Source organism: Aurantibacter sp. (assembly GCF_039941195.1).
Lineage (GTDB): Bacteria > Bacteroidota > Bacteroidia > Flavobacteriales > Flavobacteriaceae > Aurantibacter_A.
Window position 1 is genome coordinate 1 of record NZ_JBDVFA010000065.1, and the last position, 18,408, is coordinate 18,408.

Here is an 18,408-nt window from a genome sequence, read left to right on the forward strand (position 1 = left end):
ACCAAAATTATACATGGTTTTTAGGTTACTTAACTTATCCAAAATCATCATAATAATTGCACCAACAACATTGAATAAAGCAATTACTAATACTAATGTAAAAATTAGATAGGTGGCTAAATTTTCAGTATTTAACATTCTATGTAAAGAACTATTTAATTCCTGTCGATCTTTTAGAATTACAGTGTCTCCAAATATTTTTTTAATGTCAGCTTTTGCAGCCGAAATGTTTTCCGCATCTTTTATTTTAAAATTTAGACCAGAAACTTGTGTACTATCTTTCTCTAGGAGGTTTTGTACCGTTGCTATGTCAGTAAAAATGTATTTTTTATCTAAATTTTCTTCTACGGAATATATACCACCTATGACCATTGGTAATTCGTTATAAGGGCTTGTTTGTTGTGATAAAGAACCTTTACCAGGTTTTGGAACAAGAATAATTAAAGGGTTTCTAAATTGGTTCTGAGTTAGATTAAGTAATCGCATAATTCCAACTCCGGCAACCCCCCTTTTCTCATCAATTGTCCAATTTCCAGAAATTATAGTGCTATCTACGCCAATAGTTTTTTCATAGGCTTTATCTACCCCTTTTATATTAGCAATATCACCAGTTTCTTTATGAGTAAGATATACTTTCTCTTCTATTTCTCGTGAATATGAAACAATTCCGTCAAGACTATTTAAAGCCTCTGATGCTTCTTCTGGAATAGAAAAAAACTTCCCAGTAGCAGGTAATGCTTTTAAATCTGGATCAAATGAATTACTAAATGAAAGGCTAAAGGTTTTTAAGCCAGAAAAACCAGATAGGACAATAAATAAAGCTGCCGATCCAATTACGGTAACTAGAAAAGTAATAAAGTTAATAATGTTTACAGCGTTTTGGCTGCTTTTAGACCGTACATAACGCTGCGCGATGTAGTACGTGAAATTCAAATTTTCTTTCTTTTGTCAAGCAAATCACGATTCTCAATAGGATTTTCATCGCCTTTCAAAGATTTTTCTATGTTTTCAATGTAATCTAAAGAATCATCAATATAGAACTGTAATGCCGGCACCCTTCTAAGTTGATTTTTAGTGCGCTGTGCTAATTCGTGTTTTATTAATGGTTGATTGCTTCGAATTCCTTTTAATAACTCTTCACCAGACTTAACTGGAAAAATGCTCAAATATACTTTAGCAATGGACAAATCTGTAGTTACAGAAACTTTAGTTACAGAAATTAATATACCTTTTAAGCCGCCATCAGTAGCAGCACGTTGTAGTATATCGGCCATATCTTTTTGAATGACTCCTGCTATCTTCTTCTGTCGTTGCGTTTCCATGCCACAAAAATACGATATATTCGATAATCAAGAACTATTGTTACACCTCTCAAAATTGTAATTTTGAGAGTATTGTGAAAATGAATAAGTGCTTTTAATTAGAAACATGGATAAAATTGAACATTTAGGGGTTGCTGTAAAAAGTTTAAAGGCTTCAAATTTACTTTTTGAGAAACTATTGGGCACTTCGCATTATAAAATTGAAGAAGTGGTATCTGAAGGTGTTCGCACTTCTTTTTTTAAATCCGGACCGAATAAAATAGAATTGCTGGAAGCTACATCAGATGAAAGTCCAATTGCTAAGTTTATTGAGAAAAATGGTGAGGGTATTCATCATATAGCCTTTTCAGTTACTGATATTGTTGCTGAAATGGCTCGATTGAAAAAGGAGGGTTTTACCTTGCTTAATGATACACCTAAAAAGGGAGCTGATAATAAATTGGTAGCCTTTATTCACCCAAAATCAGCAAACGGAATTTTAATAGAACTATGTCAAGAAGCACTTGAATAGTGCTAAGCGACCCTATTTATGAATAAAATATAAATTTTATTACGAAATGAAAGAGCATTATTTTGCGTAGTTGGAGGTAATGCGTAAATTTGCCAACCTTTTCAAGAGGGTTTTTGCGAATTCGCATCAATTTTATTGTAAACCGGTCCTATAGCTCAGTTGGTTAGAGCACCTGACTCATAATCAGGTGGTCCATGGTTCGAGTCCATGTGGGACCACATTAGTGAGAGTAAGCCCTTCAAGCAATTGAAGGGTTTTTTATTTTCTAATGGGTTGAACATGGGTTGAACATTTTGTTTTTATATTGTTCTAATAATCACTAATTTAAGGAAAATTAGTAATTATGTTGAATAAAAATTATGTTTTAGAAAGCTTGAAATTTCTTATTCCTTTTTATTACAAGACAAAGATAAGATGGAATAACTGGAAGATATTCAAGAATAACATATCTGCTCTTCAAATTGGTTTTCTCGGATTTATTATAACATTTTTTCTAAGTTATTATCAGATAATAAAGCTGGTGGATAATTCTAAATGGATTATCCCCATAATTTTTGTCTATTTCATATTCATTGTTTACACAATAGAGGTTTACAATCTTATTGTTTCCAACCAAAAAATAAAGATGCCTGATGAAATAATATCAAAACCAGAGGTATTAAGGTTAAGAAAGTTTAATCCAAAAAATTTTAATTTAAATCTAAGCCCTTCAGAAATTAGAACTTTACATGATTACTTTATTCTGGTTGAATTTATAAAAAGAGAGATTACTTCGTTAGGAGTATTTGATTCCGTTTTAAGAAAAGACTTTGGGCATAATTTTAAAATTGTTCTGAATTTAAATTTAGCTCAAATAAGATGTGTTTTTAAAGTTTTTGAAGGTAGGGCAATAGGGTTTTCGTCCCTAGCAAGAAGAAAAGAACTTTTTTTAAATAAAGATTTGAAAAAAATTAGCGAAACGTCTTATAGAAACACATCTTCAAAAAATAATAAAAAAGCTTTAGATACAGATTTTCAAAATAAAATTGAACAATTAGAAATAATGATTGCCAGTTTTAGCAGGAAATAATAATGACATGTCACCATTATAAGCCAATTTTTCGCTTTCTATTCATCTAGATTCAGCACCATTCAGTAATTTTCACCTCGAATTCAAAAACATAAACGACGTCGTTTACTCTAGTTAATAATCTAAATATTTTAGAATGAGTAAACTATCTATTACAGCTGAAGAGCTGAAGTTAATTTTCAAGGATTCTTTATATGCTCAGAAAAGAGTGTTCAATTTAAAGGATTTAATGACCTATACAGGATGGAGCGATAAAAACATTTATCGTTTAACCTCTTTAAACCTTATTCCATTTACAAAACCAACAAAAGGTTCTCTCTTTTTTGATAGGCTGAAAATCGAAGAATGGCTACTAACAAATCATTCCCCAACAAGCCAAGAAGTAGATGACTTGGTTAATAAGCACTTATTCAAAAATGGCAAGTTCAAGTATTAGTGTACAAAACCGAATCCATTAAGCAGTTTAATCTTTAATTAAATCGTATGAAATAAAATGCGATTTATAAAAATACTAATCTTATGAATTTACTTAAAAATAGCATTAAAAAGAATTTTACAATCGTACCAAATGAATTAATTAATAATACTTATTTATCTGACAGGGCTAGGTTTTTATTTGTCTTTTTAGCTTGTAAACCTGACTCTTGGGATTTTTATAACAAAAACCTGGCATCCTCATTAGGGTATTCTATTGAATCGTTGCGTAAATACATGCGTGATTTGATTGATTCGGGTTGGATAATTAAAATAAAACAGTCCAGGAAAAACGGAAAATTTGCGGGCAACAATTATTTATTACAACCGGAGGCACTCCAAATTTCACCGCGTTGGAAAAAACACGTCACTGAAATTATCCGTCTACGGGAAAACCTTGCACAAAGTAATACTAAGTATCATAAAAAAAGAGATTTAAATAATACTGACTTTTTTTTAAACAATAATCCAAGTTCCAATGACATGGATGTAAATAATAAATCTGATAGAGGACCACTAAAATAAAAAAATGAGCAGGCAAATTTCTCCAAAGGTGGTGTTGCGAAATATTAGAAACAAACATACCTCAGACAATACCTTAAACAAGACCCAAAAGAGCAACTGGAATTTAAAAAAACTAAAAATTATTTTCAACCAAGAGGCCATTATTTTTTATGCTCAGAGCAGGATGAAAGTATTTACAGTAGATTCAGATAATAAACTCTATTTGAACCTGCTTTGCAAATACTTTAGTCGAGATATGACATTTGAAACAGAACATGGAGGACACCTAAATAAGGGGCTTTTTATATACGGCAATAAAGGAAGCGGAAAAACTACAAGTTTAAAAATTATTCAAAGTCTTTATTTTAAATATCAACAAAGACAATTTTGGTTTCCAAGGATTGACTGCCAAGAAGTGGTTGATAAATTTAATATGGCAAGAAATAAGGATTATATAGTAAAGAATTACTCTAAAGGTAGTTTTATGTTCGATGATTTAGGCGCTGAAAATTTGGCAAATAATATTCATGTATTTGGCAAAGAGGATATATTCATTAGAATAATGGAAGCTCGTTATAACGAATTTGTAAATAAAGGAGTTAGAACACATATTACAAGCAACTTAACTCCTCAAGACGTTGGTAAAAGATATGGTTCCAGGGTTGAAGACCGGTTCTATGAAATGTTTAATCTTATTGAACTTAATGTTAGCGGTGAAAGTAGAAGATGATTTTTTATTTAGTGGCCAATAAATAGATTCCCCTTCAAACGGAGGTCTAAAATTATTGTTCGGCAAAAGTGGGGCAAGATGTGTTTTACACCCCCTCAAAACTGAATTGACCAAAAACCTCTTGCCACTTCGTGGAAAAAATAAAACTCGGAACTCGCATTTATGAAAAGAAAAACAACAATAGAATTTAGTACACCTAGAGGTGGCAGAAAAAAACTACCCAATCATTTAAAACGTAAAAGATTTGCAATTTATTTAAATGAAGAAGAGGAGGAGCTTGTTTTAGCCAGACAAAGGGAAATTCAGTATAATTTTTCTGGATACATTAGGTATGTATTGCTGGATGAAACTAGGAAGCCAGCACATCCTAACCCTGTAGCCTTTCTCAATAGTGTAAGTGAATTGGCCAAACAAGTAAATAAAGTTGGGATTAATATTAATCAAATAGCTAAATATGTTAATCAGTTAATTCTTAATGATTGAGTAGAACCACAAATTGTCATAACATATGAGAAAAAATTAGAAGAATACGCGAATTTGCAAATAACTGTTGAAGAGCTTTTAAAGGAAGTTTTATTTATATAATAATTGATTATTCTATTATAATTATAATGTTTCATTATAATTATATCATATAAACATAATTATAACTGTTTAGGATTTACGGGTCTATCTTTAAGGAGATTGTAAAAATGGCAGATTAAGAAATTATGTAAAATGAAATTAACACTTTATTTTTTATCATAAATTCAAGCACCATAATTGGGATTGAATAAAGAAACAAAGCACCACTACTGTCCATGTGGTGTTTTTTTACTTTTAAACTTTGAAGAAATTAATTATTTGATAATTATATTATTACAATATACTTATGTCATAATATGTTATTCATATAGAATTAAAATAGCAGCGAATTTATTGAAGAAATGGTAGGACATATCATTAAGTAACACATCTCTTTAATTGGCATGATTCCGTATTCTGATATCGTTTTCTGTAAACTAGGTTTCATTACATTTAATTAAGATAATCTATAATATTTTTATCCTTTAAAAGTATTTGTGAGGTAATATCCATTGCCTCTCTAAGTAATTTATGTTCTTGAGATTCTTGCCGATCTAATATCCTTCCTAAATAATCCACTCTAAACCATGGGGTTTCTGATTTGTCAATTAGATCTATTATGTATTCACCATTTTTTTTCCAAATTTGTAAAGGAAATGCAGTTCTATTTTTATGTATTGTATTTTCTCCCCAATCTCCTAAACCAATAATTAAATTAACGATTTTATCCGTATGTCCCATGGTGTATTTTGCGTAATAGACGGCTCGAGCGCTTTTGTTACTGTCTACGAACCTGGTTAAGATAAACGTTGTATTTCCACAGCACAAACAAGGTCTAGTATGGGGCTCCATGAATTGTATTTTTATCATTTTTTTATATTAGATTTACATGAAGACTCACCGTAAATAAAAGTGTTAATAAGAAAGAACTCAATATGCATTAACGCAATGGAGGTTTTAGATGGTCTAATAAAATCTAACCTCGTTTTTTGCTCTGGTTATAGCAGTATATTGATACTTCAAAGTAGGCATATAAAAAGAATTTACTAAAACATTATCCCATTCACCTCCTTGGGCCTTATTGCATGTAATAGAATGTCCGTAAGTTGTTCTAATTGCTCCTATGTATTTATCATCCGATGGTTTTAGACTTTGACGATAAACTTTATTCTTTTTAAAACGTTCATGTCGCAAACGATTTTCCTGTTTCATTGTTAGCCCGCGAGGATTTATAATGGACTCTAATAGAACATAATCTTCAATGATTTCCTCTTCACCTTTTAAGTTTTTTGACGCTAATTTTATTGGCGCAAAGCTCAGACCTGCAACGTATTCAATATCATTTAAATTGACTTCTTTAACGAGTACATGATCGCCACTATATAATTGATGACCATTTCTTTTCCATGTTTGGGTAACTAATAATAAGTCATCCAACTCAATAACTTTAGCACTATATCCATATATTTTAGACCTTACCTTATTATTGAACATTTTGTTCATATTATGGGTAGTGCCAATTGAAATTATAGATTCTTGGCCATTTGCTAAATAATCTAAAATATAACTTTTAGAGGCATCCTCGATAGATAGTTTTGCAATACCAATAAGATTAACATTAGTTTGCTTATTTTCTATCCCCTCTCTCAACGTATTTGCATTTTTAAGCACGTAGCTTCCATCATCTTGACGCTTAACTTCAGTAAGTAATTTGGCGGTGCCAGTTAGATAAAACTTATCAGATAAATAGTCTTTTGAAAGTGCTAAAGATTCTTTTTCATTCACCGGTGGCAATTGGTTATGATCCCCTAAAAAAATAATTTTATTTTTTGGGTTTCCGCCTTTGACAAATTGAATCAAATCTGATAAAAGAGAGTTTTTCGATTTAAATAAATTATTAGTTTCATTCTGTACCTTTGAAGCAATCATTGAAGCTTCATCAATAATAAAAACATTGAAGTCTTTAATGTCATTAGTCTTCAACTGAAATTCTACTTCGCCTGTTTCAGCATTAGACTTTACACTGTAAATTAATGAATGTATAGTGCTGTTTACGGTTTTAGATTTTCTACCTAAAATTCTAGCAGCTCTTCCAGTTGGTGCGGCAATATTATAAGCAATAGATTTTGAGTTTAAATAACCAATTAAAGCTGTGGTTATAGATGTTTTACCTGTACCAGCAGCACCACACAAAATAAAGAAATCATCACCATTAGCTTTTTTGACGAAATTAGACATTCCTAGTAGAGCATTCTTCTGCTCAGAAGTTGGACAATCGAATTGTAAGTGATCTAAAATTGTAATAGCATTCTTCATAATGTATCGCTTTAATTATTCAACAATACAAAGATGATTCATACGTATGCATTATACTTGCACAGGTAGATTGTTGTTAATGCCAGTTATTAAATCTTCTAAAAACCCGAGAAACCTAAAATAATATCGATTATAGTTTGGAATAATTTTATTGACCATTTTTTCTTGATATGATGAAAGTTCAGACCCACGATGATTTAAATTTCTCATTTGATATAATTCATTCGCAATGTTATACATTGCATCGAACTTTTTGGTGTCATATTCAATTTTATTATTAAAATAATAATAAAGAAGTACGGCTCTAAATTTATTGCTATAATACCAAGTTTGTGTTTCAACATTAATGGGACCTCTCTCTTTATATTTTTGAAATATAAAATGACCAATTTGTAAGCCTCTTTTATCCCTAATAAATTTATTTTGTGTGGAGTTATATCTAGATATTAAATATAAATTAGAATCAGAAGTCACTTTTAAATTCAAATTATATTTCGAATAAAGGTGAGTAACAATATTTTCTACCTGCTGAAACATAGCCAAACAAAAATCCTCAAAGTTATCTTCTCTTTTAAATTGCTCCATTCTTATAAAATCATCAATTAATTTTGACTTAATTTCTGTTAACTTGAAATCCTTATAAAATTTCAATGCTTGATCTTTTATAACTTCCTTTACACAATACTCATATATGCTGTCAATATTTTTACTTCCTTTAGAAGATTTGTAAACCGTAGAAATTAATTTTTCCCGAAACCAACCATTATTTTCATCCTCACATATTTCAGTTATAAACACTAATAATTTCTCCAACGATTCCTTATCTACTTGACTCATTTCTTTGACTTATATAGGTTCATTGCTTTTTCCAAACCTTCATTAAGCATAACTTTTATAATGTTGTTGAAGTCTTTGGTTTTATTATAATCACTTGTATTTTCGCTTATAAGCGCAACAGGTTTAACGGTTTCTATCTTATAATCGGGAGTACTATTTTTTGCTAACTTATCAAAACGTGCTTTAAGCTTTATATAAGTTGAGTTAGTATCTCCTTTTATCATTTTTAAATACAATAATTTGCCTTCTATTACCAGGAACATGTTGGGTTTCCCAGACCCTTTTATTTCTTTGTTTTTTGCATACTTTCTTAAAAACAATTCATAAGCATGATTATATCCTTTTGATTCCAAAAAATAGATCCATTGCCTTAATTCCTTAACATATTGTTTGGGTGTATTTACTTTTTCATTTACAATCAACCCAGTCACTTCCTGTTTGTAACCTCTTTTCTGTAATCGAACCTTATCTTCATTAATATGAAAATTCTGAGAGCTTATAATTCGTCTTAGTTCCTTGTCAAAAGAACTATTCTTTTCGTAAATAGGCTCCTTTTTACCAGTTTCATTACTATAGGTATTATGCATACTACTAAAAGTAATATCATCTGCGTATCTAGAATAATTAAGCCCAAACCTATTTGACAATCCTGTTAGTCTAGTATCTAACCGTTCACAAATTGCGTTGGTAAGAATGGGAGATGTTGGCGCACCTTGTGGTAAAACGGAAGCTATTTGGCTAGTCCATTCATTGTTTATTAGCCTTTCTACTGTCATTGGTGTGCAGCAAATTACCTTTATCATATTTGCTATTTGTTTTCTTTCATTACTTGACCCCAGATTGAATGGCTGTACTTGTAGCCTGCCCCAAACTCTTTTGGCGTCAACACTTGGAAAAAAATCTTTTAAATCAATATTAAAAACATAATTTTTATTCACGTGATTTTTGGCGTTATCTACAATTGATTTGCCTACTACAAAACCATAAGCAGATTTATGAGGTGTATATATGGTACTAAGAATAATGTTTAAACATGATTGAAACTCAATAAGGCCCTTTGTAGGAGCATGAATTGTTCTGGTTTTACCAGATTTTTTTTTTATTTCAAAAGATGTATAAGCCCCTCTTTTTTTATTTTTAGGCGCTTTATTTAAATTAATGTAGAAGTTGAGTTGTTTTTCTGTGAATGGAAAAGCTTTGTCTCCATAAATTATAGATTTAGAGTAGTTTAGAAGATGTAAAAAGTCAGATTTACTATTCATTTCTTTGAATAGCTTAGTAAGTTCTTTTTTTTGGACTTGGTTTGTTTTCATAATATATAATGCTTTGAAAATCAACCGAAATCTTATACTCTTTCTTTATGTATAGCTACTACAGTATAATAATTATAAATAAAATAAATTATAATATTCAATATTGCTATTTTATAGATTACTACAAATAACACGTAAACATTTTGTTGTAGCGAACTACAACCATCTGCCGAATGCAGCAGACAAACCTATTCCGAAGAATAGGCAAGGCAATATTTCAATTTCGGTTGTTTCAAAGAACTCTGCAAATATTCATGCGATTAATGCACTCTATTCGCATTGATAAAAATAAACCCCGAAAATAGTTTTTAGAAATCAATTTCTTGCGTAATAGAAAATAAAAATTAACCTGTGCATATAAACTGCATTCAATATGGTTACTTTTATTGTAAATTGAATACCATGTCAACCAACAAACATGCTGTAATTAGATATCAGACTCTTGATAAATGCTTTCGAAATACAGGTAAGCGATATTTTATAGAAGATTTACTAGAGGCATGCAACGCATCATTATTTGAGTTTGATAATACTACCGAGGGAATACGAAAGAGACAACTTTATGATGATGTAAGGTTTATGGAATCTGCTCAAGGTTGGTCTATTCCAATAGAAAAGATAAAAGACGGTAAAAGGGTTTATTATAGGTATGATGACAGTTCTTTTTCTATCAACAACCAACCATTAAATGAAAATGAAGCGGAGCAGATTAAATCTGCCATGTTAGTTTTAAGACGTTTTAAAGGGCTTCCGCAATTTGAGTGGGTAAATGAGTTACTGCCTAAGCTTGATAAAACCTTTAATTTATCCAACCAAAATAATGAGATTATAAGCTTTGATACGAATGAGTTTCTTATAGGTGCTGAATATATATCGGATTTATTCACTGCAATTCAAAATCAACAGGCATTGGAGGTTTCTTATCAATCTTTTAATAGTACAGTACCACAAGAAATTACTTTTCATCCTTATCACTTGAAACAGTATAACAACCGGTGGTTTGTTTTCGGTAAAAATGACGGGTATGATAACTTGACAAATCTGGCATTAGATCGTATTAAACAAATAGATCATGCCTCTATATCTTTTGACAATAGCCAGATGTTAGATTTTGAGGAGTATTTTGAAGACATTATTGGAGTAACGAAACCTACAGAAGCCAAAGCTTCTAAGATTCTATTAAAAGCAACTACTCAATTAGCCCCTTATATTAAAACAAAACCTATACATGGTTCCCAAAAGAAAGTTGAAGAAACTAATAACAGTTGTACATTTTCAATAGAGGTCATCCCCAACTACGAATTAAATAAGATGCTTTTATCCTTTGGTAGTGGTATAGAGGTTTTGGAACCAAAACATTTGCGATTAACCATTAAGAAGCTTTTAGAATCAAGTACAGATATCTATAATTAATTTATACTTTGTATACATATCTTTAAGTTTTAAAATCAGTTTGTCTAATTAATTAGATTATAACATAGTAAATGAACAACATTCAAATATCCAACTTTAGGAAAATTAAAGACACTTGGAATCTAGATTTAGCGCCGGTTACGTTCTTTACAGGAACCAATAATTCTGGAAAGTCTACCATTTTTAAGGCAATACTAATTCTAGAAGACCACATTATTTCAAACAATCACTTTGAACTAAATTTTAATGGAGAAAATGCGAGAAAGCACAAAATTGACTGCTACAGCAATGCGTTAAATAGAGTTAACTGCAACAACAAAAACAAAGACTTAATTTTTCAATATTCAAATAAGGACTTTGAAATCAAATTTCACTTTCAACCAAACCAAGATAAAACCAATGGTAATGGAAGATTATTAAAATTAGAACTTAAGAGAGAAGATGATGCAAAGCTATTAGTATATCATAAAGGAGGTTCAAATTACCAATTAGAATTTGATGACCTTCTATTGAATCGACATATTGATACTCAGGAAAATATAAAACCTACTGATGACGAGACCTTGGTTGTCAAGATTGAAAATCTAATAAATGATAATCGAAAAGAATTAATTAGATTAAACGACAAAGCGGTACTTTTTGAAAAAAAGATTGCTATTATCAAAAAGCGCTTAGCGTCCAATACAAAAATACTTGGTTCTAATGAAAAAGATATTAGTAAGAATCTCGAGTTTATAGAGCTTTCAAAACAATTGAAAACAAATAAGCAGAAGATTATTTCATTAAATCAGGAAATAGTTGCTTCAAAAAGGAAACAAAAAATAGCCATCAAAAACATAGAAGCTAAAAATTCTAATGAAAAATCAATAATAACCTATAGGCCAGAGTTTTCACTAGAAGATTTTCATCCGTCTGAAAGAACCCTTGAGAGAATTATCAGGCGAGTGCTTCCTAAATACCTAAGAGAAAATGACAAATCAATCAAGTTAGCAGGGAATACTGGTGGAAACCCTGAAGCATTTAGACTAGGAGAGAGAATTAGTTCAGCGCTCCTTTTCGCTGTCGATCACTTAAGTCCCCAAAGAAACAGTCAGACAAGATTGTATTTAAATAGCAACACTTCTACCGATATCAATGAATTAATTAAAATTCATTCGAATAGACCCATTGTCAAACAGAGCAAAGCTGGCAAATTTCTTAAAGAATGGATGATTAAATTTGACGTCGGCACTGATTATCAAATGAAATCAATAGATGGGGTTGCTACAAAAATTGAAATTTTCGAAAATGATTCATGGGTAAATTTAGTTGATAAAGGGTTCGGTGCAGGACAAATATTTTCCATTTTGTTGAAAGTAGCTTTAAGCATTGATGATACCAGACACAACACCAAATTTAAATATATCCGAAACCGGAGAAAGCTAATTGTTATTGAAGAGCCAGAAGCTAATCTACACCCTGCATTACAGTCTAAACTTGCAGATTTGTTTGCGGCTGCATTCAATGAATTTGGTATTAGGTTTATTATAGAAACGCATTCTGAATATGTCATCAGACAATCCCAATTTTTAAATCTTGAAAACCCCGATTTATTCGGTCTTTATTACTTTGACAAGAACGATGGTCCATATGCGATGAATTATATGGAAAATGGAAAATTTGATAGACCATTTGGTTCTGGTTTTTTCAATGTAGCAGACGATCTTGCAGTTGATATGTATAAGGCTAATTTAAAAAATAAGTAATGGGTGCACATAAACTCTTCTGTAGTGAAGACATCCTGGAAGAAATACTTTTAATGAGTGAAGATCATTTAACTGTGTTTAATATTATTGATCAGTTTTGTGATGTTGTCCTTAACAATGAAGAAGAAGAAATATTTGAACTCATAAAAGTAAATCCATTACTGAAAGCGCTTTTTAAAAGAGAGAATGCCGGTTTGTTAGCTGATAAAAGTAAATACGAAAGTTTAGCTAAAGAGGAGTACAAAGCCTTTTTAAATGATATCTTAATTCTAGATTTAAAGGAAAGTGAGACCAAAAATGTCAGAGATAAGTACGGTATATTAGCGTTTAATCTAGAAGAAAATTTTATCCAAGATCAAAACTATTATTATGGATATAGTATTGATAGCACAAAGAATACATTAAATTGTTGGAGTGAATTATTTAAAGAGAAACCATTAGCTCCTTTAAACTCAGCCATTATTATTGATAATTTTTTGTGGTCAGATGTTCAAAAATATAAAGAAGAGAATGATGATAATATTTACCCTATTTTAAATAGCATTATTCCACAATCTTTAGAAGTTCCATTTCATTTAATGATAGTTGTTCAGAATAAAGGTGGTAGCCTTACGAAAAGTAAAGCTCATTCAATTATTAATAAAATGAAGAAAAATATAATCAGTAAAAGTGGGATAGAAATTTCTATTATTACACAAACTGACACTAAAACTTTTCATGAAAGAGCAATATTAACCAATTATCATTATATCCAAAGTCATAAAGGGTTTGTTGCTTTTGATGATAAAAGAATTAAGAATGAAACAAATGGAGACAGAAATTGGGTATTTAAAGATATTGACAACTACCTTGGTGAAATCCAAAAACATAAACATTTAAGTAATGCCCTTAAGGTTTATAAGCTTATAGAAAAAAACAACTTAATTAATACTGATGTCATTTTTAACGAAGGCTTTGTAGATAATACAATTTTATCAAATTTCTAATTGTGCGCAATCACCGCACACATTAAAATTACATTTGCACCATACAACAACAAAACAATAAATGAGTACCAATATAAACAACAAACCAGAAGTAGGCTTTATATGGCGAATCACCGACGATGTCTTGCGTGATGCCTTTAAGAAAAATGAAATTGGCGATGTACTACTACCATTTGTAGTAATACGTAGGCTAGATTGTATGCTCGATAACGTAAACGAAAAAGTACGTAAAAGCTACAACGACTTTAAAGATAAAGTAAACGAAGACAAGCTAGACCCCATCCTTAAAAAAGCAGCTGGAGGACTCACATATTACAACACCTCAAAACACACACTTAACTCGTTAAAAGACGAACCACAATACATCGAAATCAATTTTAACAACTACTTAAATGGGTATAATCCAGAAGTACGCGAAATTTTAGAAAGCTTTCAGTTTGATAAAATTATTGCACGGCTGGTTAAAAACCGCTTGTTGTACGAAATGATTGAAGCTATTACCAGTAGTAAAATAGATTTACGACAAGAATCAATTGACAACCATAGTATGGGTTACGTGTTCGAAGAGTTGATCCGTATTTCTAATGAGCAGTCTAACGAAACAGCAGGAGAGCATTTTACACCGCGTGATGTAATTGCTTTAATGAACGCCATCATCTTTACACCGGAAAAAGAAGAGCTATCTAAACCAGGTATTATACGTACTATTTTTGATCCTGCTTGCGGTACAGGTGGTATGGTGAATCTAGGTAAAAACTTTGTGTTAGATGACATTTGTAAAGATTCCAACAACAAACCAACCATGTTAACCTATGGTCAAGAATTGAACGAACAATCCTGTGCTATTGCAAAGTCAGAAGCCTTAATCTCTGGTGAAAACCCAAGAGATATAAAACACGGTAACTCATTTACAGACGACCAATTTCAAGGCAAGCAATTTCACTACATGATGGCAAATCCGCCATACGGAGTAACTTGGAAAAAAGACAAAAACTTTATAGAAAACGAAGCCTTAAACCCAGCAGGAAGGTTTTATGCAGGAACGCCACGTACTAGCGATGGACAATTATTGTTCTTACAACACATGATTGCAAAAATGGACCAAACCAACGGTTCTAGAATAGGTGTGGTTACCAATGGTTCGCCATTATTTACAGGTGATGCGGGAAGTGGCGAAAGCGACATACGTAAATGGATTATAGAAAACGATTGGCTAGAGTGTATTGTAGCCTTACCAAAAGATTTGTTCTATAACACAGGTATTAATACCTATATCTGGTTTTTAACCAATAAAAAAGCCGAAAACCGTAAAGGTAAAGTACAGTTAATTAATGGAAATGCTAGTAAGGTGATTGGTACCAATGCCAAAGGAAAAGAAGAAACCGAGCACATTTTTGCACGCTCTAACAAAAAGAGTTTAGGGAACAAACGTAATGAGCTTACCGAAACACATATTGAAGCTTTACTAGACTTATATACTAACTTTGAAGAAAGCGAACATTGTAAAATATTTAATAATGACAATTTTGGCTATTACCAACTCACCATAGAACAACCCTTGTATAAAGACGGTAAACTAGTAATGAGTAAAGGCAACCCAAAACCAGATTCTAAGAAACGCGATAAAGAAAACGTACCATTAACAGACGATATAGAAACCTATTTCTCTAACGAAGTTTTACCACACGTACCAGAAGCGTGGATAGATTACGATAAAACACGCATTGGTTACGAAATAAACTTTACCAAATACTTTTACGAGTACAAAGGTTTACAGCCAGCTGCTGAAATTAAAGCAGAAATTGTAGAACTTGAAAAAGATATCACTTCTCTTTTAAATGATTTGTTAGCCTAATGAAGACATACGAAACATATAAAGAAAGTGGTGTTAATTGGATTGGTAAAATTCCTAAAAAATGGGAAACAATTAAAATTAAGTTTCTCGATAATTCTGATCAAACTTTATTTCTTGATGGGGATTGGATAGAAAGTAAAGTTATAGAAGAAGATGGGATTAGATATTTGACAACAGGGAATATTGGTCCCGGCTATTATAAAGAACAAGGAAGAGGTTTTATAAGTGATGAAACTTTTGGTAAGCTAAATTGTACTGAAGTTTTTCCAGGTGATTTAGTGGCATCTCGATTAAATAAACCAATTGGTCGAGCTTGCATTATTCCTGATTTGGGTTATAGAATTGTAGTTGCAGTTGATAATGTTATTATTAGACCTAGAAATGAATTTGACACTAAATATCTAATGTATGTTATGAATGATGTTGGATATAGTGACTATACGGACTTAATTTCTAGAGGTGCTACAATGCAAAGAATTAGTAGAGGGCAATTAGGACGAATAATTATTCCAGCACCTCAGAAAAAGGAACAAACCCAAATAGCCAACTACCTAGACCACAAAACCCAAATTATTGATACTCTAATAGAAAAAAAGGAGCAATTAATTAAAAAACTACAAGCACAACGCCAAGCTATAATTAACGATGCGGTTACTAAAGGTTTAAACCCAGATGTCAAAATGAAAGATTCTGGTATTGAATGGTTGGGCGAAATTCCTGAGCATTGGGAGGTTGTGAAGTTGAAGTATTTAGCTACTATCTCAAGAGGTGCGATTTTAAGACCAGTTGATGATCCAAATTATTTTGATGAAAATGGAAAATGGTCTTATTTAAATATTTCTGATGCAACAAAATGTGATAAGTATCTTGATAAAGCTAAATTAAGATTGTCAGAATTGGGTTCAAATAAAAGTGCAAGAGTTGAGCCAAATAATCTGATAATGACCGCTTCTGCTACAATTGGAAAAATGTTTATAAACAGAATTCCTGTCTGTGTTCACGATGGTTTTATTCCGATTACAGCATTAAAATGCAGCATAGATTTTCTTTATCATTATTTAGGAAATCCACAACTTTATGTTGCTATAGGGAAATCTAATACTCAAAAGAATATCTATTTAGATGAAGTAAAAAATATGATTATTTCACTTCCACCAAGAGAGGAACAAGAAACGATTTATAAGTTTTTAGAATCTCACAATAAAGATTATACCGTTCTAATTAAGAAAGCAAAATCTCAAATCAAAAAACTAAAAACCTACCGTCAATCCATCATTAGCGAAGCGGTAACCGGTAAAATAGATGTAAGAGATTGGCAAGCACCAACTAAAAACGCATAAGCATGGCAGAGAGTCAACATATAGAGTGGAAAGAGACCTGGCACGAGAAGTACCTAAAATGGGTATCTGGTTTTGCTAATGCACAAGGTGGCACTTTATATATTGGCATAGACAATAAAGGTGTTGTAAAAGGTATTAGCAATGCTCAAAAGTTGTTAGAAGATTTACCAAACCAAATACGCGATGTATTAGGTGTAATGGTTGCGGTGAATTTGCACACAAAAGACGGTTTAGAGTATTTAGAAATTATAGTAGAACAGTATCCGTTTCCTATAAGTTTACGTGGTAAATACTATTACCGTTCTGGGAGTACGCTACAAGAACTAAAAGGCGCTGCTTTAACCAAATTTTTACTAGAGCGCCAAGGTAAAAAATGGGACGGCGTACCTGTACCAAATATTTCAGTAGAAGATTTAAAAGATAATACGTTTAACATTTTTAAGCTGAAAGCTGAAAAAAGCAAACGCTTATCAACCGAAGATTTAGAGGGCAGCAATAAAGAGCTATTAGAAAGTCTAAATCTATATGCAGATAATGATACTATGCTTAAAAGAGCTGCTGTATTATTGTTTCATCCTAACCCAGAAAAATATATTACAGGCGCATTTATTAAAATTGGCTTTTTTGAAGACGATGACGATTTAAAATACCAAGACGAAATAAAAGGCAACCTACTAGAACAAGCCGAAGAAACTTTAGACTTATTAAAAACAAAATACGATAAGGCAAGCATTTCATATGCAGATGATGGAACTCGTGAAGAGAAATTCACCTTTCCGCAAGATGCCGTTAGAGAAGCGGTATTAAACGCTATTGCACATAAAGACTATAGTAGTGGTATTCCTATTCAAATAAGTGTGTATAGCAACAAAATTATCTTTTGGAACGAAGGACAGTTACCCGAAAATTGGACGGTAGATAGGTTATCAGAGAAGCACCCATCAAAACCATTCAATCCAGATATAGCCAACACTTTATTTAGAGCAGGTTATATAGAATCTTGGGGTCGTGGCACCATAAAAATTATAAATGCGTGTAAAGCACATAAAATAGCACCACCAATTTTTGCAAATACTGCACCCGATTTTCAAGTAACATTAATTAGTTATTCAGAGAAAGGGCTCAGTAAAATGGGTTTGAAAAAAGAATTAGTGAAAATTGTATTGCATTTGCAAGAAAATGAAAACATAACAAATACTGATGTTCAAAAATTATGCGATGTAAGCAAAGCTACAGCGACTAGGTATTTAAATGATTTAGAAAAAAGTTTTATTGAAAAAGTGGGGACCACAGGAGTTGGTACCATATACGTTTTAAAAGGGCTCAATAAGGATTCATAAATAAAAAATAAAGGGCTCATAATGGGCTCAATATTTTATACTAAAAATGTTCAACATAAGACAATCCTAATAAAAACAAGGGTTTACGT

Annotated in this window: 18 protein-coding genes and 1 tRNA gene; 13 read left to right on the plus strand and 6 right to left on the minus strand. The window is 31.5% G+C overall.

All coding sequences use genetic code 11. From position 1 onward, the window contains the following. Together ABJF52_RS11225 and rbfA are read right to left on the minus strand one after the other, a co-directional pair. Positions 1 to 933, minus strand: a 933-nt coding sequence (locus tag ABJF52_RS11225; protein ID WP_348150064.1) for an ABC transporter permease, incomplete at its 3' end; no start/stop codon positions are given. Further along, entirely contained in the window at positions 930 to 1,322 is a 393-nt protein-coding gene (gene rbfA, locus ABJF52_RS11230; RefSeq protein ID WP_348150066.1) for a 30S ribosome-binding factor RbfA, read from the minus strand. The genes rbfA and ABJF52_RS11225, both read right to left, overlap by 4 nt. A gap of 106 nt (positions 1,323 to 1,428) precedes the next feature. On the opposite strand from rbfA, the gene mce reads away from it, so the two are divergent. From mce to ABJF52_RS11265, 7 genes are all read left to right on the plus strand, one after another. After that, positions 1,429 to 1,833 (plus strand): methylmalonyl-CoA epimerase, encoded by a 405-nt coding sequence (gene mce, locus ABJF52_RS11235; RefSeq protein ID WP_348150068.1) that lies wholly within the window; start codon positions 1,429 to 1,431, stop codon positions 1,831 to 1,833. Between the two features lie 144 nt (positions 1,834 to 1,977). Beyond that, positions 1,978 to 2,051: transfer RNA gene (locus tag ABJF52_RS11240), tRNA-Ile, on the plus strand. 125 nt (positions 2,052 to 2,176) lie between these two features. Further along, on the plus strand, positions 2,177 to 2,902 hold the full coding sequence (locus tag ABJF52_RS11245; RefSeq protein WP_348150070.1) for a hypothetical protein: 726 nt from the start codon (positions 2,177 to 2,179) through the stop codon (positions 2,900 to 2,902). A 136-nt stretch (positions 2,903 to 3,038) separates the two neighbouring features. Beyond that, positions 3,039 to 3,338, plus strand: a complete 300-nt coding sequence (locus ABJF52_RS11250) for a DNA-binding protein (RefSeq protein ID WP_348150072.1) — start codon at positions 3,039 to 3,041, stop codon at positions 3,336 to 3,338. An 83-nt stretch (positions 3,339 to 3,421) separates the two neighbouring features. Beyond that, positions 3,422 to 3,901: a hypothetical protein gene (locus ABJF52_RS11255; RefSeq protein WP_348150074.1), complete on the plus strand. Its 480-nt coding sequence runs from the start codon at positions 3,422 to 3,424 to the stop codon at positions 3,899 to 3,901. A 4-nt stretch (positions 3,902 to 3,905) separates the two neighbouring features. Beyond that, complete coding sequence (locus tag ABJF52_RS11260) at positions 3,906 to 4,610, plus strand: hypothetical protein (RefSeq protein WP_348150076.1); 705 nt, start codon at positions 3,906 to 3,908, stop codon at positions 4,608 to 4,610. Between the two features lie 162 nt (positions 4,611 to 4,772). Next, complete coding sequence (locus ABJF52_RS11265; protein WP_348150078.1) at positions 4,773 to 5,093, plus strand: hypothetical protein; 321 nt, start codon at positions 4,773 to 4,775, stop codon at positions 5,091 to 5,093. A gap of 534 nt (positions 5,094 to 5,627) precedes the next feature. On the opposite strand, the gene ABJF52_RS11270 is transcribed toward ABJF52_RS11265, so the two are convergent. From ABJF52_RS11270 to ABJF52_RS11285, 4 genes are all read right to left on the minus strand, one after another. Further along, positions 5,628 to 6,044 (minus strand): hypothetical protein, encoded by a 417-nt coding sequence (locus ABJF52_RS11270; protein WP_348150080.1) that lies wholly within the window; start codon positions 6,042 to 6,044, stop codon positions 5,628 to 5,630. Between the two features lie 96 nt (positions 6,045 to 6,140). Further along, on the minus strand, positions 6,141 to 7,490 hold the full coding sequence (locus ABJF52_RS11275; protein WP_348150082.1) for an AAA family ATPase: 1,350 nt from the start codon (positions 7,488 to 7,490) through the stop codon (positions 6,141 to 6,143). Between the two features lie 51 nt (positions 7,491 to 7,541). Beyond that, positions 7,542 to 8,327 (minus strand): hypothetical protein, encoded by a 786-nt coding sequence (locus ABJF52_RS11280; RefSeq protein WP_348150084.1) that lies wholly within the window; start codon positions 8,325 to 8,327, stop codon positions 7,542 to 7,544. Further along, complete coding sequence (locus ABJF52_RS11285; RefSeq protein ID WP_348150086.1) at positions 8,324 to 9,640, minus strand: reverse transcriptase domain-containing protein; 1,317 nt, start codon at positions 9,638 to 9,640, stop codon at positions 8,324 to 8,326. The genes ABJF52_RS11280 and ABJF52_RS11285 overlap by 4 nt, the downstream gene beginning before the upstream one ends. Positions 9,641 to 10,042: 402 nt before the next feature. On the opposite strand from ABJF52_RS11285, the gene ABJF52_RS11290 reads away from it, so the two are divergent. From ABJF52_RS11290 to ABJF52_RS11315, 6 genes are all read left to right on the plus strand, one after another. Next, the gene (locus tag ABJF52_RS11290; RefSeq protein WP_348150088.1) at positions 10,043 to 11,053 is read left to right on the plus strand and encodes a WYL domain-containing protein; all 1,011 of its coding nucleotides are present in this window, start codon (positions 10,043 to 10,045) and stop codon (positions 11,051 to 11,053) included. A 71-nt stretch (positions 11,054 to 11,124) separates the two neighbouring features. Continuing rightward, the gene (locus ABJF52_RS11295; RefSeq protein ID WP_348150090.1) at positions 11,125 to 12,798 is read left to right on the plus strand and encodes an AAA family ATPase; all 1,674 of its coding nucleotides are present in this window, start codon (positions 11,125 to 11,127) and stop codon (positions 12,796 to 12,798) included. Continuing rightward, on the plus strand, positions 12,798 to 13,784 hold the full coding sequence (locus ABJF52_RS11300) for a hypothetical protein (protein ID WP_348150092.1): 987 nt from the start codon (positions 12,798 to 12,800) through the stop codon (positions 13,782 to 13,784). Before ABJF52_RS11295 ends, ABJF52_RS11300 begins: the two co-directional genes overlap by 1 nt. Before the next feature lie 61 nt (positions 13,785 to 13,845). Beyond that, positions 13,846 to 15,639, plus strand: coding sequence for a class I SAM-dependent DNA methyltransferase (locus tag ABJF52_RS11305; RefSeq protein ID WP_348150094.1), 1,794 nt, complete (start codon positions 13,846 to 13,848; stop codon positions 15,637 to 15,639). Then, entirely contained in the window at positions 15,639 to 16,979 is a 1,341-nt protein-coding gene (locus ABJF52_RS11310; RefSeq protein WP_348150096.1) for a restriction endonuclease subunit S, read from the plus strand. Before ABJF52_RS11305 ends, ABJF52_RS11310 begins: the two co-directional genes overlap by 1 nt. Before the next feature lie 2 nt (positions 16,980 to 16,981). Then, on the plus strand, positions 16,982 to 18,319 hold the full coding sequence (locus ABJF52_RS11315; protein WP_348150098.1) for an ATP-binding protein: 1,338 nt from the start codon (positions 16,982 to 16,984) through the stop codon (positions 18,317 to 18,319). Positions 18,320 to 18,408: the final 89 nt, after the last annotated feature.

Excerpts from the sequence above, each read along its gene's own strand:
- ABJF52_RS11290 (WP_348150088.1), top strand. The coding sequence starts at position 10,043 with ATGTCAACCAACAAACATGCTGTAATTAGATATCAGACTCTTGATAAA.
- ABJF52_RS11265 (WP_348150078.1), top strand. The coding sequence starts at position 4,773 with ATGAAAAGAAAAACAACAATAGAATTTAGTACACCTAGAGGTGGCAGA.
- ABJF52_RS11285 (WP_348150086.1), bottom strand. The coding sequence starts at position 9,640 with ATGAAAACAAACCAAGTCCAAAAAAAAGAACTTACTAAGCTATTCAAA.
- ABJF52_RS11245 (WP_348150070.1), top strand. The coding sequence starts at position 2,177 with ATGTTGAATAAAAATTATGTTTTAGAAAGCTTGAAATTTCTTATTCCT.
- ABJF52_RS11295 (WP_348150090.1), top strand. The coding sequence starts at position 11,125 with ATGAACAACATTCAAATATCCAACTTTAGGAAAATTAAAGACACTTGG.
- ABJF52_RS11280 (WP_348150084.1), bottom strand. The coding sequence starts at position 8,327 with ATGAGTCAAGTAGATAAGGAATCGTTGGAGAAATTATTAGTGTTTATA.
- ABJF52_RS11260 (WP_348150076.1), top strand. The coding sequence starts at position 3,906 with ATGAGCAGGCAAATTTCTCCAAAGGTGGTGTTGCGAAATATTAGAAAC.
- ABJF52_RS11300 (WP_348150092.1), top strand. The coding sequence starts at position 12,798 with ATGGGTGCACATAAACTCTTCTGTAGTGAAGACATCCTGGAAGAAATA.
- rbfA (WP_348150066.1), bottom strand. The coding sequence starts at position 1,322 with ATGGAAACGCAACGACAGAAGAAGATAGCAGGAGTCATTCAAAAAGAT.
- ABJF52_RS11310 (WP_348150096.1), top strand. The coding sequence starts at position 15,639 with ATGAAGACATACGAAACATATAAAGAAAGTGGTGTTAATTGGATTGGT.
- ABJF52_RS11255 (WP_348150074.1), top strand. The coding sequence starts at position 3,422 with ATGAATTTACTTAAAAATAGCATTAAAAAGAATTTTACAATCGTACCA.
- ABJF52_RS11270 (WP_348150080.1), bottom strand. The coding sequence starts at position 6,044 with ATGATAAAAATACAATTCATGGAGCCCCATACTAGACCTTGTTTGTGC.
- ABJF52_RS11275 (WP_348150082.1), bottom strand. The coding sequence starts at position 7,490 with ATGAAGAATGCTATTACAATTTTAGATCACTTACAATTCGATTGTCCA.
- mce (WP_348150068.1), top strand. The coding sequence starts at position 1,429 with ATGGATAAAATTGAACATTTAGGGGTTGCTGTAAAAAGTTTAAAGGCT.
- ABJF52_RS11305 (WP_348150094.1), top strand. The coding sequence starts at position 13,846 with ATGAGTACCAATATAAACAACAAACCAGAAGTAGGCTTTATATGGCGA.
- ABJF52_RS11315 (WP_348150098.1), top strand. The coding sequence starts at position 16,982 with ATGGCAGAGAGTCAACATATAGAGTGGAAAGAGACCTGGCACGAGAAG.
- ABJF52_RS11250 (WP_348150072.1), top strand. The coding sequence starts at position 3,039 with ATGAGTAAACTATCTATTACAGCTGAAGAGCTGAAGTTAATTTTCAAG.